The sequence below is a fragment of the Candidatus Poriferisocius sp. genome, assembly GCF_965202595.1.
Taxonomy (GTDB): Bacteria; Actinomycetota; Acidimicrobiia; order Acidimicrobiales; family Bin134; genus Poriferisocius.
Genome location: NZ_OZ241836.1, coordinates 1,810,342 through 1,826,639, shown reverse-complemented (window position 1 = coordinate 1,826,639; position 16,298 = coordinate 1,810,342). Strand labels below are relative to the sequence as shown.

The following is a 16,298-nucleotide window of genomic DNA, read 5'->3' as shown; positions in this document are numbered from 1 at the left end:
GTTATCGGCTCGGTATCTGGCCGGTTGCGTCGCGGTCGAAGCGCAGGGATGCCGAGTTCATGCAGTAGCGCTCGCCGGTAGGTTGGGGGCCGTCGGGGAAGATGTGTCCGAGGTGGGCACCACAGGATGCACACACCGCCTCGGTGCGAACCATGCCGTGGCCGGTGTCGGTGCGGCGATCCACCCTGCCCCCGGCAACCTCCCGGTAGAACGAGGGCCAACCCGTGCCCGAGTCGTACTTGGTTTCCGAGGAGAACAGGGTCACGTCGCACACCCGGCAGCGGTACATCCCCTCGTCCTTGCAATCCCAGTACTCGCCGGTGAAGGCCCGCTCGGTACCGGCCTGCTGGGTTACGTGGTACTGCTCGGCGGTCAGCCGCCGCCGCAACTCCTCATCGGTAAAGGTTCGCTCAGCCATACCGCTAACCGTACCGGATAAAAGATGGGAAAACATGAGGGGTTGGCTGGTTGGGGTGGGGTGCTTTGGATGGGTGTGTGCGGAGGGTTTGGGTGATGAGCGCGGCCAGCGCGTCGGCGGCTCTTTGCTGGTGGGTGCGGTTGCTGACATTTTTGGAGTCGTCGCGGAACATGCGATCACACATGCCATCGAGTGCGGTTTTGGCCCGCTCACCGGTCACCTGGTCGAGTTCGGCGTGTAGTTCTCGCAGGGCTCCGGCGGTGCGGGCTTGGCGGTTGGCCAGGTAACGGCCCATACCGAACTGGAGGCAAAGAGCCCGCACCTCGCCCTCGCCCAAAAGATCACCGTAACGGTTCAACACCTCGGTCATGTACCCGTCCAGTGTGCAGCGGGCCGCGTTGATCTCGAACAGCAAATCGAACAAACCCTTGGAATCCATGCCCTCCAAATCAACCATCTCCAACCGCAAAACATCCCCGCCGTCAGCATCACTGCTGCCGGCAACAGCAGTATCAGCGTCGCTGCTGGAGTCGGAAACACTGGGGTCGAACTTCATACCCCCAATACTATCAGGTAGGGTGACAAAACCCACCCAAAATATCTCTAAAAAATGCGGGAATTATAATTATAAGGGAAAGTTTATATGAGTTTTTATATTTCCAGGAAGTTCTGTTTAGCTTTGTGTATAATTCCCTTTCAAAGACGTTGTTGCTTTAGGGTTCGTATACTGAACCGTTGCCCCAGGCATAAAAGTATGTTTGGCAAATCGATGGGAGGGTATCGCCTAGTTCTCGCCATATGTTCGTGGACGTGTCACCCTCAAGGATTCTTTCCCAAAACAGGGTGTGTGCCGCTTCGGTACGTTCTTTGCATAATTTCTGGGCAGCGATTTCGGTTTGCTCATACCATACCATAGCATCAAGCCACTGGCGGTAGAGATTTACGCACTTCGGGTGGATTGGGGGCAAATCCAATTCTTCTAGGGGTAGGCCATACGGTGCATAGTAAAGTGCTTCAAGGTTGGCCTTGATTTGCGAATCACAGTCAGACTCGGTGTTCGTACCGGTTGAGCCTGAAATGGGTGTTGTATCGGTGTCATTAGTCGGCGGAGGTGTTTCAGTGTTGGTGGGTCGAATTTCTAGTGGGGAGCTGGTTAGCCAGCGGTCGGTGGGGGCATCAGTGGGTAGGTAGCGGGTTTGGGGTAGGAGGCGGTCACCCCATGTGTTGTCGGTATTCGCGGTTTGGAGGGCGAACTCGATTCTGCCGCTTTCCAGTTTGCGGGCAACGATGCGGGCGGTTGTGGTTCCTATGGTGATTGGGGAGCTGGCTAGCCAGCGGTCGGTGGGGGCATCAGTGGGTAGGTAGCGGGTTTGGGGTAGGAGGCGGTCACCCCATGTGTTGTCGGTATTCGCGGTTTGGAGGGCGAACTCGATTCTGCCGCTTTCCAGTTTGCGGGCAACGATCCGCACCTGTGTGGTGGTGTCGTCGCTGGTAGTGCCCTGCGCTGCTGCCGTGGAGGGGGCTAAAGCGGTGATCGCGGCGAACAACAGCGCGACCACACAGACACACGCCGCCCGTCTCCGTTGAACCGGGGGGGGGGGGGGGGGGGAATCTCAAATGTTGCCTTTGCACCGTCAACTCTCTTTCTTCTAGCGGTACCGCAGAGCAGCCTAAACTATAGAACATCGGTAAGCTCGGCAAGCTCTAGTGGTGATCGTGACAGAGTTTAGCGTAGATGGTTTGGGCTGGTTGCCACCTCAGGGCTGCAGTCCCAGTACTCGTCGGTGAAGGCCTACGGGGTTGGGGTGGGGTGTTTCGGGTGTGTGCGAGGGGTTGGCTGGTTGGTTAGGGGCTGAGGAGGACGTTGCTGTAGATGGGTTTTCGGGTCCATGGGGTGGGTGGTGGTTGGTTTGTGGGTTTGGGTGTGGCAGGTGGGGCAGAGTAGGACGAGGTTGTTGATGTTGGTTTTGCCGCCGTGTTCCCAGGGTTTGATGTGGTGCACATCGCAGGCGGTGGCTCGTAGCCCGCAGTTGACACAGTGTTTGTCTCGGGCATAGCAGCGAGTGCGTCGGCGGCGCGTTGTTGGTGGGTGCGGTCGTTGCCATTTTTGGAGTCGTCGCGGAACAGGCGATCACACATGCCATCCAAAGCGGTTTTGACCCGCTCACCGGTTACCCGGTCGAGTTCGGCGTGTAGCACCACCATGCTGTCATCACCGTTGAACACCGCAGCCTTGCGGCGGCGGCGTTGCTGGTTGTGTTGCGATTCGCCGTCGGTGCCGCGCCGGTCGTCCTCCTGGCGGGCCAGGGTTTTTCTGAACCGGTCCAGGTCCTCGGTTTTGGCTTTGTCGATCAAGTCATCTTCCTGGGCCCGGCTCAAAGGCACCCGACCATGGGACTCCCCCAGCAAGCGGGCATGATCTATCGAAAACCCGCCGGCTTTTACCGCGTCCACCGTGGTCGGCAGCTCTCGCAGGGATCCGGCGGTGCGGGCTTGGCGGTTGGCCAGGTAGCGGTCCATTCCGAACTGGAGGCAAAGAGCCCGCACCTCGCCCTCGCCCAGAAGGTCACCGTAACGGTTCAACACCTCGGTAATGTACCCGTCCAGTGTGCAACGGTAATGTACCCGTCCAGTGTGCAACGGGCCGCGTTGATCTCGAACAGCAAATCGAACAAACCCTTGGAGTCCATCCCCTCCAAATCAACCATCTCCAACCGCAAAACATCCCCACCACCAGCACCGTCGCTGCCGGCAGTATTGGCATCAGCATTGGTTTCAGGTTCGGAAACGCTGGGGTCGAACTTCATACCTGTAATACTATCAGGCCGAGTGACAAAACCCACCCAAAATTCAAAATATTTCTGAAAAATATTTTGAAAAAGAACAATTATGAAACAGCCCCACACCAGTAGAGCTTGTTGCCCTTTATCGGTTGGTTATGGTGATTTGCCAGGTTGCTTGTGGTGGGGCGTCGATTTCGAGTAGTAGTTCGCCGGGTTCGCAGTCTGCGGGCCATTCGTTTCCGATTGTGAATACGATTGAGGCTGTCCAGGTTGTGTCCACTATTTCGTTTGCTAGGAGTTCGCACTCTCCTTCGGAGTCGTTTGCTTCGATGCTGAAATAGTAGGAGTCGTCGTCTGATTCGGTGTTCATGTCTACTTGGTAGCGGCCGGTCTCGATGTTGATGCCGCGTACTGCTGTGCCCGTGCCGGACACTTCGAGTTGGGTTGCCGGATTGGTTGGTAGTTTGGTTGGCGATAGTGTTTTAGTGTTGGTGGGAGGGGTGGATCGGTTGGTTATGGTGATTTGCCAGGTTGCTTGTGGTGGGGCGTCGATTTCGAGTAGTAGTTCGCCGGGTTCGCAGTCTGATCGTCGGTCGGTTCCGATTGTGAATACGATTGAGGCTGTCCAGGTTGTGTCCACTATTTCGTTTGCTAGAAGCTCGCATACTCCTTCGGAGTCGTTTGCTTCGATGCTGAAATAGTAGGAGTCGTCGTCTGATTCGGTGTTCATGTCTACTTGGTAACGGCCAGTTTGGATGTCTACGCCGCGAACCGCGGTGCCCGTGCCGGACAACTCGAGTGAGCGTGTGGGGGTGGTTTGTTGGTTTGTTGGCGGAGGTTCTTCGGTGGTGGTGGATCGGATTTCTAGTGGGGAGCTGGCTAGCCAGCGTCCGGTGGGGGCGGTTGGGGGGAAGTAGCGGGTTTTGGGTAGGAGGCGGTCCCCCCATGTGTTGTCGGTTTTGGCTGGTTGGAGGGCGAATTCGATTCGGCCGTTTTCGAGTTTGCGGGCCACGATGCGGGCTTTTGTGGTTCCTATGGTGATTGGGGAGCTGGCTAGCCAGCGTCCGGTGGGGGCGGTTGGGGGGAAGTAGCGGGTTTTGGGTAGGAGGCGGTCACCCCATGTGTTGTTGGTTTCTGCTGGTTGGAGAGCGAACTCAACCCGGCCGTTTTCGAGCTTGCGGGCCACGATGCGTACCTGTGTCGTGGTGTCGTCGCTGGTGGAGTCCTGCGCGACTGCTGAGGAGGGGGCGAAAGCTGCGACCGCGACGAGCGACAGTGCGACCACGCCCGCACCCGCCAACTGCTTCCACAAGACGGTTGGAATCCCGAATCGCCTCATCACGATGAATCCTCCTCAATGTCGCTGTGCCGCACAGCAGCCCAAGCATAAAACACCCTTCACATGACTGCTAATTGGGGCACCGTTTGGGGGTTTGGCGGATTCAGGGGTGTGGAGGTACTGGTCAACCAGGGGATAGGACAAGATTCTCCTGGTACCGGTTTTGTTGCGAAACCATAACGGTGCGGGGGCTACGGATCCAATGAGAAATCATAACTCAGCAGGCAGCGAACTATGACTGCCTCTACCCGATACCTAGGTTGGTGTCACCCCAGCAGATGATAGTGTTGTCGGTGCGTAACCCGCACGCATACCGGGCCTCCGCGGATATGGCGGTGAATTGTCCTTCTGGGGCTTCTCTTTGACCGTAAGCGTAGATGTTGCGGCCCCAGCATGTGATGGTTTTGTTGGTGCGCAACCCGCAGATATGCATAGTCCCGGCGGATATGGCAGTGAATTGTCCCTCCAGTGCTTCCCCGAGTGCTTCTACAAAAAAGCTGTTTAGGCTGTCGCCCCAGCATGTGATGGTTTTGTTGGTGCGTAACCCGCAGTTATTACTCCCGATGGCGGTGAATTGTCCTTCTGGGGATTCTGTTTGACTGTCGGTGTTGCGGCCCCAGCATGTGATGGTTTTGTTGGTGCGTAACCCGCAGGTATCCCAGGCCTCTGCGGATACGGCAGTGAATTGTCCTTTTGGTGCCTCCGCCTGACCCAAATCGTTGTCGCCCCAGCATGTGATGGTTTTGTCGGTGCGCAGCCCGCACGAGTGCCTATAACCGGCGGTGATTGCAGTGAATTGCCCTTCTGGGGGATTTGTCCAACCTAAGGGGTTGTAGCCCCAGCACCTGATGGTTTTGTCGGCACGCAACCCGCACAAGTGGTTCTGCCCGGTGGCGATTGCGGTGAATTGTACTCCTGGAGCTTCCGCCTGGCCGGTGCGGTTGTTGCCCCAGCAGGTGATGGTTTTGTCGGTGCGCAGCCCGCACGAGTGGGAATCGCCAGCGGTGATTGCAGTGAATTGTCCTTCTGGGGCTTCTGCCTGATAAGAATGGTTGTTGCCCCAGCAGGTGATGGTTTTGTCGGTGCGCAGTCCGCATGAGTGAGCCTGGCCGGTGGTGATTGCGGTGAATTGTCCTTCTGGGGCTTCCGTCCGCTTGTTGCTATCATCACCTCCCCAGCAGGTGATGGTTTTGTCGGTGCGCAGTCCGCACGAGTGCAACCAGCCGGTGGTGGTTGCGGTGAATTGTCCTTGTGGTGCCTCCGCTTGACCATAATCGTTGCGGCCCCAGCATGTGATGGTTTTGTCGGTGCGCAGTCCGCACGAGTGGGACAAGTCAACGGTGATCGCGGTGAATTCTCCCTCTGGGACTTCTGTTTTGCCATTAAAGTTGTCACCCCAGCATGTGATGGTTTTGTTGATGCGTAGCCCGCACGAGTAAGTCTGGCTAACGGCGATTGCGGTGAATTGTCCTTGTGGAGCTCTTGCCTGACCCCATAAGTTGTTGCCCCAGCAGGTGATGGTTTTGTTGGTGCGTAGCCCGCACGAGTGCCCATAACCTGCGGTGACGGCGGTGAATTGTCCTTCTTGGGCTTTCGACTGGCCGTTGCTGTTGACACCCCAGCATTTGATGGTTTTATCGGTGCGTAGCCCACACGAGCGGGATCGGCCGATGGAGATGGTTGTGAATTGTCCCTTCGGGGTTTCCGTTTGACCATAATCGTTGTTGCCCCAACAGGTAATGGTTTTATCGGTGCGCAACCCGCAAGTATGATTTTCGATGGCGGTGATGGTGGTGAATTGGTTTGGTGTGCGTGTTGGAGTTGGTTGGGGGGTAGGTTCGAGGGTGAGTGGGGAGCTGACTAGCCAGCGTCCGGTGGGGGCGGTTGGGGGGAAGTAGCGGGTTTTGGGTAGGAGGCGGTCACCCCATGTGTTGTCGGTTTTTGCTGGTTGGAGTGCGAATTCGATTCGGTCGTTTTCGAGCTTGCGGGCCACGATGCGGGCTTTTGTGGTTCCTATGGTGAGTGGGGAGCTGGCTAGCCAGCGTCCGGTGGGGGCGGTTGGGGGGAAGTAGCGGGTTTTGGGTAGGAGGCGGTCACCCCATGTGTTGTCGGTTTCGGCCGGTTGGAGTGCGAATTCGATCCTGCCGTTTTCGAGCTTGCGGGCCACTATCCGTACCTGAGCGGTGGTGTCGTTGCTGGTGGAGTCCTGCGCGGCTGCTGGGGAGGGGACGAAAGCCGCGATCGCAGCCAACGACAGTGCGGCTACGCCCGCACCCGCCAACTGCTTCCACAAGACGGTTGGAACCCCGAATCGCCTCATCACGATGAACCCTCCTCAATATCGCTGTGCCGCACAGCAGCCCAAGCATAGAACACCCCTGGCCTGGCTGCTGACCCTGGTCGATGGGGCCAGCCACATCGGCGATGCCCGTTGGGGTGGGGGTGCTTGTTGAATCCGGGTGGTGTAACTACGCTGGTGTCATTCGCCGAGAATAAACTGTCACCGGCTGTACCTATAGTGGGGCTCAGGCTTCCACCAGGAAGTTTGCAGCCACAAAACCCACGAACCTAGGAGGAAAAGTGGAGCGAGAAAAAGCCCTTGAGATGGCCATGAGCCAGATCGAGAAGCAGTTCGGCCAGGGTGCCGTCATGAAGATGGGGGAGAAGGGCACCATGGCGATCGAGACGATCCCCACCGGCGCTCTGGCCCTCGACCTGGCTCTCGGAGTCGGGGGGCTTCCCCGGGGCCGGGTTGTGGAGATCTACGGCCCGGAGTCGTCGGGCAAGACCACCCTGGCGCTGCACTCCGTGGCCGAGGCCCAGCGCAACGGGGGCATCTGCGCGTTTGTGGATGCCGAGCACGCTCTGGATCCGGTGTATGCCAAGGCCATCGGCGTGGATGTGGACGAGCTGCTCATCTCCCAGCCCGACACCGGGGAGCAGGCACTGGAAATAGCCGACATGTTGATCCGGTCGGGGGCGCTCGACGTGATCGTCATCGATTCGGTGGCTGCCCTCACCCCCCGGGCCGAGATCGAGGGGGACATGGGGGACACCCATGTGGGCCTGCAAGCCCGGCTCATGTCGCAGGCGCTGCGCAAGCTCACCGCCAATCTCAACAAGTCCAAGACCGTCTGCATCTTCATCAACCAGTTGAGGGAGAAGATCGGGGTCATGTTCGGCTCTCCCGAGACCACGCCGGGGGGTCGGGCACTGAAGTTCTACTCGTCGGTCCGGCTGGACATCCGGCGCATAGAGTCCATCAAGCAGGGGATGGATGTGATCGGCAACCGCACCCGGGTGAAGGTGGCCAAGAACAAGGTGGCACCGCCGTTCCGGCAAGCCGAGTTCGACATCATGTACTCGAAGGGCATCAGCCGGGAGGGTTCGCTCCTGGATGTGGGGGTGAGCCTGGACATCATTGATAAGTCCGGGGCCTGGTTCACCTACGAGGGCGAGCACCTCGGCCAGGGACGGGAGAAGGCCAAGGCGTTCTTGTCCGAGAACCCCGAGATAATGGTGGAGATCACCGACCGGGTCTGGCAGATCGCGGACCCCCCGGTGGAGGAAGAGGAGGTCGTAAAAACTGGCTAGCCGGGTCTTGCGATCCGACCGCTAATCTGGCGGGGTGAGTCGCAGCTATTTCATCCGTACCTACGGGTGCCAGATGAACGAGCACGATACCGAACGCATCGCCGGATTGCTGGAAGCAGACGGGATGGCATTGGCCGATACCATGGAGTCGGCCGATGTCATCGTGCTCAACACCTGTTGCATACGAGAGAACGCCGACAACAAGCTCTACGGCCAACTGGGGCACCTCAAGCGACTCAAGCAAGCCCGTCCCGGTGTGCAGATCGCGGTGGCGGGTTGCCTGGCCCAGAAGGATCGGGAGCTGATCCGGGAGCGGGCCGATCATGTGGATGTGGTGTTCGGTACCCACAACGTGAATCGGGCCGCAGAGTTGATCGATGCTGCCGCCCGCGGACCGGTTGTGGAGATACTGGAGGAGGCCGACACCGATGATCCCGGAGGTTTTCCCTCCGCACTGCCGGTGCGCCGGGATGCCCCCTACGCCGCGTGGATGACCATCCAGGTGGGTTGCGACAACTCGTGCGCCTTTTGCATCGTGCCTTCGGTGCGGGGGGCGGAGATCAGCCGCCCCCTGGAGGCGTTGGTCGCCGAAGCGGTGGCCCTGGCTGCCGGTGGGGTTACCGAGATAACCCTGCTGGGCCAGAACGTCAACTCCTACGGCCGGGACATTCAACGGGATCGGCGCCGGACCGGTGAGCGCGTCCCCCTGAGCCCCCTGTTCGCCGACCTGATTCGGGCCATCGGTGACGTGGACGGCATACAGCGAATCCGGTTCACCAGCCCCCATCCCAAGGATCTCCGCTCCGAGACCATCGAGGCCATGGCTGAGGTGCCCTCAGTGTGCGAGCACCTGCACCTGCCCCTGCAATCGGGCAGTGACCGGGTGCTGGGGGCCATGCATCGGGGCTACACCGCCGAGCGGTATCTTGATCGGTTGCGAGCCGCCCGGGCCGCGGTGGACGATCTGGCGGTGTCCACCGACATCATTGTGGGGTTTCCCGGCGAGACCGAGGAGGACTTCGAGCAGACGCTGCTGGTGGTCGCCGAAGCCGAGTACGACTCGGCCTTCACGTTCGTGTTCTCACCCCGCCCGGGTACCGAGGCCGCAGGGATGTCCGACCGTTTCTGCGATCCCGACGAGGTCAGGGACCGCTTCGAGCGGCTTCGGGTGGTGGTGGACCGCTCCAGTAGATCGAGCCACCGGGCTCGCATCGGCAATCGGGAGGAGGTGGTGGTGGAGGGTCCGTCCAAGCGGGACCCCGGCGAACTAACCGGCCGGACCCGCCAGAACCGGCTGGTTCACTTCCCCTCGTCCAAGAAGCTGAGGCCGGGAACATTCGCATTGGTGGATGTGACCGCGGCTGGTGCCCATCACCTGAGAGGAGAACTGGTGGAGGTCACTGCCCCGCCCCGGTGGCGCACCCGGATCCCGGTGGTCGGGCTCTGAGCTTCCCGTCCCCCTCCGGTTCCAAAGGTGGAGCTCTGAGCTTCCCTTCCCCCTCCGGTTCTCGAGATCTTGCTCAGAGGGTGCTCGCCATAGTTGGGGTCACGGCTGTTGGTAAGTCGGCTCTGGCTCTGGCCGTTGCCCGCGGCCTGGGCGATGCTGAGATCATCTCGGTTGACTCCATGCAGGTGTACCGCGAGATGGATATAGGTACGGACAAGCCAACAGAGGCGGTACGAGCCGAAGTGCCCCATCACCTCATCGATGTGGCCGATCCATCGGAGGACTACTCCTTGACCCGGTTCCAGACCGCGGCCCGCCGGGTTCGGTCCGACCTGGCCCAGCGGGATCGGAAGGCGGTGCTGGTGGGGGGTACCGGGCTGTACCACCGGGCGGTGATCGATGATCTGGAGATACCCGGCCGCTATCCCGAGGCCGCCGCCGACCTGGAGGAGGAACCCGATACCGCGGTGCTGCACAACCGTCTCACCCAGCTTGACCCGGTGGCCGCGGCCCGCATGGAACCCACCAACCGGCGGCGCATCGTGCGGGCCCTGGAGGTGACGGTGGGTAGCGGCCGCCCGTTCTCCTCCTACGGTCCGGGGCTGGGTGCCTACCCGCCACGCGATATCCTTCAGATCGGTTTGCGGCTGCCCCGGGACGAGATCGACCGCCGCATCGAGCAGCGCTATCACCGGCAGATGGAAGCCGGGTTCCTGGCCGAGGTGGAGGCGCTGGCCGCCCGCCGCCCGCCACTGTCGCGCACTGCCTCCCAGGCCCTGGGGTACAAGGAGCTACTGGCTCATATCAACGGTGACATGTCGCTGGACGAGGCAGTGGGGCTGGCCACAACCCGCACCCGGCGGTTCGCCCGCCGCCAGGAGCGGTGGTTCCGGCGCGATCCCCGCATCGTCTGGCTGGATGCCCGGGCCGGCACCGAATGGCTGACCGATCAGGTGCTGGTGCGCAGCGACAAGCAAGGTCTGCTGGTATGAGACCGATGGAGGGTAAGCGGGGTTTGCTGGTACGACCGAAGGAGCCGGATCTCCCATGCGGTTGACCAAGCACCACGGCTTGGGGAACGACTTTCTGGTCGCAATGGTCGACTCGTTGCCCGAGGATGCCTCCGCTCGGGCCCGGGAGGTGTGTCATCGCACCCGGGGGGTGGGCGCGGACGGCCTGTTGTGGGGGTTGCCCGGCGATCCCGCCATGGGCACCGATGCCACCATGGTGCTGTTCAACGCCGACGGCACCCGGGCCGAGATGAGCGGCAACGGCATCCGCTGCCTGGCCCAGGCGATTGTCGAATCCGGCCACGACGGGGTGGCCCAGGCGATTGTCGAATCCGGCCACGACGGGGTGTCCCAGGCGATTGTCGAATCCGGCCACGACGGGGTGCTGCGGATCGGAACCGATGCCGGGGTTCGCACCGTCTGGATCGAAGCCACTGAGGATCGGGGAATGATCCGGGCTCGAGTGGATATGGGCCCGATCGGCCCCGGACCAGAGCTGGCGAGCATCGACTACTCGGGCGGCTTGCGCTTCATGACCGTAGAGGTGGGCAACCCCCATCTGGTGGTGGAGGTCGCCGATGCCGGGAGCATGAACGTGTCTTGGGACGGCTACGAGCTGTCCCGGGCCGCGGGGGGGATAAACGTCGAGTTCGTCAGCCGGCGCGCCGGTGACCAGGGGATCGACATGCGAGTGTGGGAGCGGGGCGTTGGGGAGACCCAGGCATGCGGTACCGGGGCCTGCGCTGCGGCCCATGCGGCCCAGGAGTGGGGGCTTGTGGATGGCCGGGAGGTGAGCGTGTTCATGCTGGGGGGTGAGGTTGTCGTGGAGCTGGACGAAACAGCGGTGCTAACCGGCCCCGCGGTCCGTATCGCAACGATTGACCATGGCGGGAACAATGGCTGAACCGGGCACAGGGGCGCATTATTGGGGTGGGTTGACCATGGCGGGGAAGATGGCTGAACCGGACACCCACAGGGGTGGATTCGGAACCCACGGCGGGGAGTCGGGGGCGTTCATCGAACGGGCCTTCCGGGAGCGGATCGTGGTGGTGGGGGTCAACCTGGGTGGTGACGACCCGAACCGGACCCTGGTTGATCTGGATGAGCTGGCCCAGCTAATCGACACGGCGGGAGCCGACGAGGTGGGGCGGGTGGTCCAGCGGCGCGTCTCGCCCGATCCGGCCACCTATGTCGGCCGGGGCAAGGTGGATGAGATCCTGGAGGTGTGCGAGCGTTTCGATGCCGACACCGTGGTGTTCGACAACGAGTTGAGCCCATCCCAGCAGTTCAATCTGGAGAGGATCCTCGGGCGTTCCGCCATTGACCGCACTGCGGTGATCCTGGACATCTTCGCTCAGAACGCCAGCAGCCTGGAGGGCAAGGCTCAGGTGGAGCTGGCCCAGCTTCGCTACCGGCTGACCCGACTTCGCCGGGGCCGCGGTCTAAGCCAGCAGGCCGGTGGTATCGGCACTCGAGGACCGGGGGAGACCCAACTGGAAGTTGATCGCCGCCGTATCGAGCGGCGCATCCACAAGCTGGAGTCCCAGCTCCGTGACATTGTCAAGAACCGCAATGTGCAGAGCCGGAATCGCCGGCGCTCGGCCCAGAGCTTGGTGGCCGTCGTGGGTTACACCAATGCCGGAAAGTCCCGGCTGCTCAACCGGCTCACCGGCTCGGAGGTTTTGGTGCAGGACCGGCTGTTCGCCACCCTGGATGCCGCCACCCGCCGCTTGGAGTTGCCCGGCGGCGAAAGGGTGCTGCTGACCGATACCGTGGGATTTATCCGAAAGCTGCCTCACCAGCTAGTGGAGGCGTTTCGCTCCACACTCGGTGTGGTGGTCGAGGCCGATCTCTTGTTGCACGTGGTGGATGCCGCCGGTCCCGATCCCGAGGCCCATGTCGCCGCCGTGCGCCGGGTGCTGCGGGACATAGGGGCCGGGGCCGTGCCCGAGCTGCTGGTACACAACAAGTGCGACCTGCTCGCCGGGTGCAACAGCCATCCGGGTGCCGATCTCAAGCTGGGTGCCGACGGCCATCCGGGTGCCGATCTCAAGCTGGGTGCCGACGGCCATCCGGGTGCCGGCGGCAAGGCCATCATGATTTCGGCTGCCACCGGCGAGGGAACCGGCAGGCTGCTGGATGCCATGGCTGATGAACTGCGTTCGAGCGGGAAGATCGTGGAGCTGCATGTGCCCTACGAGCGGGGCGAGGTGATGGCCGCAGTGCAGCGGGCCGGGCAGGTGCTGACCACCGGCACCGACGACACCGGCTACCGGTTGCGGGCCCGGCTGGATCAGGCATCGGCCGCCCGGCTTTCCGAATGGGTGGTGGGTTAGTGGTTGTTCGGCTTTCCGAATGGGTGGTGGGTTAGTGACAGTTGCGGCTGGTTTTGTTCCCCCTCTCTATCCTTATGACCGGCTCGATGAGCTACGGGTGATAGCCGGCGGCTTCGAGGGGGGGTGCGTCGATCTATCGGTGGGGACACCCTCGGATCCACCCCCACCAGCAGTGGTGGAAGCCCTGGCCGGCTCCGATACCGAACGGGGGTACCCGCCATCGCGGGGATCGGTTGCGTACCGCGAGGAGGCGATGGGCTGGCTCGCCCGCCGGTTCGGGGTTGACAGCACCGGGGTGGAAGTGGCTGGATGCGTGGGCACCAAGGAGTTCGTCGCTTCGCTGCCCCATTACTTGCGTTTGCGGGACCCCAGCAGGGACACGGTGCTCTATCCAGCGATCTCCTACCCGACCTACGCCATGGGAGCCACCCTGGCCAACTGCCGGGCGGTTCCGGTGCCGGTGGACAGCCGGTGGTGCATGGATACCGGCGCGATAGCTCCCGAGGACGCGGCTCGGGCCCTGTGCCTTTGGGTCAACACTCCGGGCAATCCCGCTGGTGGTCTGGACGACCTGGCCGCCATAGCCCGATGGGGGAGGGCTCACCGCGTGCCGGTATTCAGCGACGAGTGCTACATCGAGTTCACCTGGGCGGGCGGGCGGTCCGGTACTAGCGGTAATCCTGGGGGCGGCGGCGCGGCCAGCATCCTGCATCATGGCCCCGAGGGGGTGGTGGCGGTTCACTCCCTGTCCAAGAGATCCAACCTGGCCGGCATCCGGGCCGGTTTCTACGCCGGCGACCCGGGATTGGTCGGCTACCTGTCGGAGGTGCGCCGGCACGCGGGGATGATGATTCCCGGACCGGTGCAGGTCGCGGCGGTGGCCGCATTCAACGACGATGCCCATGTCGAGGCCCAGAGGTTCGTCTACCGGTCTCGCCTGGACCGCCTTCGGGCGCTCTTTTCGGCCTATGACCCCGATGTTTCCGGGCCCGGCGGCGGGCTGTACCTATGGGTGGCATCCGTCGACGGCGATGGTTGGGGGCTGGCCCGGCGGGTGGCGGGGGAAATGGGGGCTCTGGTCAGCCCGGGCGAGTTCTACGGCCCGGCCGGTGCGGGCCATGTCAGGGTGGCTGCGGTGGCCCCCGATGTTCGGATCAACCTGCTTGAACAGCGTATGGCGGCCCGCTACGGAGATACTCTGTCGCGATGAGCGGCCGCAATGCAGGGTTGGTAATGCCGCGATGAGCGGCCGCAATGCAGGGTTGGTAATGCCGTGATGAGCGGCCGCAATGCAGGGTTGGTAATGCCGTGATGAGCGAGGCCATCAACGATCTTCAGGTCCGGATCGAGGCACTGTGGACCGATCGAACCCCCATTACCGGGGGCGATCCCGAGGCCCGAGCCACGGTGGAGGCGGCCATCGGCCTGCTGGACACCGGAGCGGCCCGTGTGGCCGAAGTGAACGAGAACGGTGAAGTGGTGGTCCACCAGTGGCTCAAGCAGGCCATACTGCTGCTCTTCTCCATGGCCAAGATGGAGACCATGGAGTTGGGGCCGTTCGAGTACGCCGACAAGATTCCCCTGAAAACCGGCTACGAGGCCGCCGGGGTTCGGGTGGTGCCGGGGGCATCGGCTCGCTGGGGCGCGTTCCTCGACCGGGGCGTGATCATGATGCCCGGCTACGTGAACATCGGGGCCCGGGTGGGGGCCAACACCATGGTTGACACCTGGGCCACGGTGGGCTCCTGCGCCCAGGTGGGGGCCAACGTCCATCTGTCGGGGGGCGTGGGCATCGGTGGGGTATTGGAACCTCCCCAGGCCGCGCCGGTCATTGTCGGCGATGACTGCCTGGTGGGGAGCCGCTGCATAGTGGCCGAGGGAGCCAGGCTGGGGGAAGGGGTGGTGCTGGGTGCGGGTTGCGTGCTCACCGGCTCCATCCCGGTGATCGACGCGGCCACCGGTGAGGAACTGGGCCGTGGTTCGGTGCCGCCCTGGACGGTGGCAGTGTCGGCCACCCGGTCCCGCACCTTCGACGGGGGCACGTTTGGGATGCCCTGCGTGCTGGTTATACGCCACCTCGCGCCGGGTGAGCGTCACGACAAGGCCCAACTCAACGCAGTGCTGCGCCAGCACGGTGCTGCCACTTAGAGCACAGGCGGATAGGTAGTATGAAAGCCGCCCGATCCCAACAAATCAGCCGAAAAATCAGACTACATCCTGCCTATCCGCGCACCCCCTTAGTCGTGCCCGGTTCTGAGCATGGTTCGCCCCCCGGTAGAGGAGCATGAGCGGAGGGGCCGTGGGTGCTGATCTTTTGGCCCGGACTGCGGAGCTGATCAATGTGGCATCGGTGTCGTACCACGAGAGAGCCATTGCCGATCTCATCGAGGCTCGGTTGCGGGCCGGGCCCGGGCTCGTCGTGGACCGGGTGGGCGACAACGTGGTGGCCCGGACCAACCTGGGCCGCGACCGGCGGGTGCTGATTGGCGGTCATAGCGACACAGTGGCTCCCAATGGGAATGCGGTTGCCCGCATCGACGGTGATGTGGTGTGGGGGCTGGGTGCCGCCGATATGAAGGCCGCGCTGGCCGTGATTCTGGAGCTGGCCACCACCGTGGTCGAGCCCGTGGTGGATGTGACCTGGCTGGTTTATGCCCGCGAGGAGGTCCGCGTTGCCGACAGCGGCCTGCGGGAGCTGTTCGATGCTCGCCCCGACCTGCTGGCCGCCGATGTTGCCCTGCTCGGCGAGCCCACCGGGGGAGCGGTGGAGGCCGGTTGCCAGGGAGTGCTGCGAGCCGTGGTGACGCTGACCGGTACCCGGGCCCACACGGCCCGACCGTGGATGGGGGTGAACGCCATTCACCGTTTGGGACCGCTGCTGGCGCGGGTGGATGCCTACCAGCCCCGAACCCCGGAGATAGATGGATGCCGGTACCGGGAGTCCCTCCAGGCGGTCGCGGTGGGAGGGGGGGTTGCCGGCAACGTGGTGCCCGATACCGCCGAGGTGACCCTGGGCTACCGGTTTGCCCCCGACCGTGACATCGAGGTCGCGGAGGCCGCCCTCAAGGAGTTTCTGGTGCCGGTGATGGGCGACGGGGACTGCTTCACGGTTACCGAGCGGTCCCCGTCGGCGCTTCCGGGTTTGGGTCATCCGGTATTGCAGGGCCTGATCGGGGATAACCGTTTGGAGGTCCGGGCCAAGCTGGGGTGGACCGATGTTGCCTTCTTCGCCGAGCAGGGCATTCCGGCCGCCAACTACGGACCCGGAGACCCCACCCTGGCTCACACCGCTCAGGAGCGGGTGGATGCCGCCGCCATCGAGAGCTACAGGCGCACCCTCGAGCATTTGCTCACCGCGTGCTGAAACACTG

At 62.6% G+C, this 16,298-nt stretch carries 15 protein-coding genes and 1 pseudogene; 8 read left to right on the top strand and 8 right to left on the bottom strand.

Annotation, left to right across the window (positions count from 1 at the left end):
- Position 1: 1 nt before the first annotated feature.
- The 8 genes and pseudogenes from msrB to ACOGXC_RS08370 all read right to left on the bottom strand — a co-directional run bounded on the left by msrB (position 2) and on the right by ACOGXC_RS08370 (position 6,860).
- Positions 2-418, bottom strand: a complete 417-nt coding sequence (gene msrB, locus ACOGXC_RS08405) for a peptide-methionine (R)-S-oxide reductase MsrB (protein WP_419917747.1) — start codon at positions 416-418, stop codon at positions 2-4.
- A 4-nt stretch (positions 419-422) separates the two neighbouring features.
- The gene (locus ACOGXC_RS08400; RefSeq protein ID WP_419917746.1) at positions 423-974 is read right to left on the bottom strand and encodes a hypothetical protein; all 552 of its coding nucleotides are present in this window, start codon (positions 972-974) and stop codon (positions 423-425) included.
- A gap of 157 nt (positions 975-1,131) precedes the next feature.
- On the bottom strand, positions 1,132-1,977 hold the full coding sequence (locus ACOGXC_RS08395) for a hypothetical protein (protein ID WP_419917745.1): 846 nt from the start codon (positions 1,975-1,977) through the stop codon (positions 1,132-1,134).
- Between the two features lie 233 nt (positions 1,978-2,210).
- A complete protein-coding gene (locus ACOGXC_RS08390) occupies positions 2,211-2,420 on the bottom strand; it encodes an HNH endonuclease (protein WP_419917744.1) in 210 nt (69 codons plus the stop codon).
- Between the two features lie 59 nt (positions 2,421-2,479).
- Positions 2,480-2,938: pseudogene (locus ACOGXC_RS08385) on the bottom strand (hypothetical protein); the annotation flags it as partial.
- Between the two features lie 59 nt (positions 2,939-2,997).
- On the bottom strand, positions 2,998-3,225 hold the full coding sequence (locus tag ACOGXC_RS08380; protein ID WP_419917743.1) for a hypothetical protein: 228 nt from the start codon (positions 3,223-3,225) through the stop codon (positions 2,998-3,000).
- 118 nt (positions 3,226-3,343) lie between these two features.
- Positions 3,344-4,540, bottom strand: a complete 1,197-nt coding sequence (locus ACOGXC_RS08375) for a hypothetical protein (protein ID WP_419917742.1) — start codon at positions 4,538-4,540, stop codon at positions 3,344-3,346.
- Positions 4,541-4,784: 244 nt separating this feature from the next.
- Positions 4,785-6,860, bottom strand: coding sequence for an RCC1 domain-containing protein (locus ACOGXC_RS08370; RefSeq protein WP_419917741.1), 2,076 nt, complete (start codon positions 6,858-6,860; stop codon positions 4,785-4,787).
- Between the two features lie 260 nt (positions 6,861-7,120).
- On the opposite strand from ACOGXC_RS08370, the gene recA reads away from it, so the two are divergent.
- From recA to dapE, 8 genes are all read left to right on the top strand, one after another.
- Positions 7,121-8,134: a recombinase RecA gene (gene recA, locus ACOGXC_RS08365; protein WP_419917740.1), complete on the top strand. Its 1,014-nt coding sequence runs from the start codon at positions 7,121-7,123 to the stop codon at positions 8,132-8,134.
- A 34-nt stretch (positions 8,135-8,168) separates the two neighbouring features.
- Positions 8,169-9,581 carry a tRNA (N6-isopentenyl adenosine(37)-C2)-methylthiotransferase MiaB gene (gene miaB / locus ACOGXC_RS08360; protein WP_419917739.1) on the top strand — a complete coding sequence of 471 codons (1,413 nt, stop codon included), beginning with the start codon at positions 8,169-8,171 and terminating at the stop codon, positions 9,579-9,581.
- Between the two features lie 80 nt (positions 9,582-9,661).
- Positions 9,662-10,573, top strand: coding sequence for a tRNA (adenosine(37)-N6)-dimethylallyltransferase MiaA (miaA, locus tag ACOGXC_RS08355; protein WP_419917738.1), 912 nt, complete (start codon positions 9,662-9,664; stop codon positions 10,571-10,573).
- Between the two features lie 55 nt (positions 10,574-10,628).
- Complete coding sequence (gene dapF / locus ACOGXC_RS08350; RefSeq protein ID WP_419917737.1) at positions 10,629-11,495, top strand: diaminopimelate epimerase; 867 nt, start codon at positions 10,629-10,631, stop codon at positions 11,493-11,495.
- A 49-nt stretch (positions 11,496-11,544) separates the two neighbouring features.
- On the top strand, positions 11,545-12,927 hold the full coding sequence (gene hflX, locus ACOGXC_RS08345) for a GTPase HflX (protein ID WP_419917736.1): 1,383 nt from the start codon (positions 11,545-11,547) through the stop codon (positions 12,925-12,927).
- A gap of 34 nt (positions 12,928-12,961) precedes the next feature.
- Positions 12,962-14,137, top strand: coding sequence for an aminotransferase class I/II-fold pyridoxal phosphate-dependent enzyme (locus ACOGXC_RS08340; protein ID WP_419917735.1), 1,176 nt, complete (start codon positions 12,962-12,964; stop codon positions 14,135-14,137).
- A gap of 98 nt (positions 14,138-14,235) precedes the next feature.
- On the top strand, positions 14,236-15,075 hold the full coding sequence (locus ACOGXC_RS08335; RefSeq protein WP_419917734.1) for a 2,3,4,5-tetrahydropyridine-2,6-dicarboxylate N-succinyltransferase: 840 nt from the start codon (positions 14,236-14,238) through the stop codon (positions 15,073-15,075).
- Positions 15,076-15,211: 136 nt separating this feature from the next.
- Positions 15,212-16,291, top strand: a complete 1,080-nt coding sequence (gene dapE / locus ACOGXC_RS08330) for a succinyl-diaminopimelate desuccinylase (RefSeq protein ID WP_419917733.1) — start codon at positions 15,212-15,214, stop codon at positions 16,289-16,291.
- Positions 16,292-16,298 lie beyond the last annotated feature (7 nt).

Coding starts and splice junctions, on each gene's coding strand:
- dapF (WP_419917737.1), top strand. CDS start 10,629: ATGCGGTTGACCAAGCACCACGGCTTGGGGAACGACTTTCTGGTCGCA.
- dapE (WP_419917733.1), top strand. CDS start 15,212: ATGAGCGGAGGGGCCGTGGGTGCTGATCTTTTGGCCCGGACTGCGGAG.
- ACOGXC_RS08400 (WP_419917746.1), bottom strand. CDS start 974: ATGAAGTTCGACCCCAGTGTTTCCGACTCCAGCAGCGACGCTGATACT.
- hflX (WP_419917736.1), top strand. CDS start 11,545: ATGGCTGAACCGGACACCCACAGGGGTGGATTCGGAACCCACGGCGGG.
- ACOGXC_RS08380 (WP_419917743.1), bottom strand. CDS start 3,225: ATGAAGTTCGACCCCAGCGTTTCCGAACCTGAAACCAATGCTGATGCC.
- msrB (WP_419917747.1), bottom strand. CDS start 418: ATGGCTGAGCGAACCTTTACCGATGAGGAGTTGCGGCGGCGGCTGACC.
- ACOGXC_RS08375 (WP_419917742.1), bottom strand. CDS start 4,540: ATGAGGCGATTCGGGATTCCAACCGTCTTGTGGAAGCAGTTGGCGGGT.
- ACOGXC_RS08370 (WP_419917741.1), bottom strand. CDS start 6,860: ATGAGGCGATTCGGGGTTCCAACCGTCTTGTGGAAGCAGTTGGCGGGT.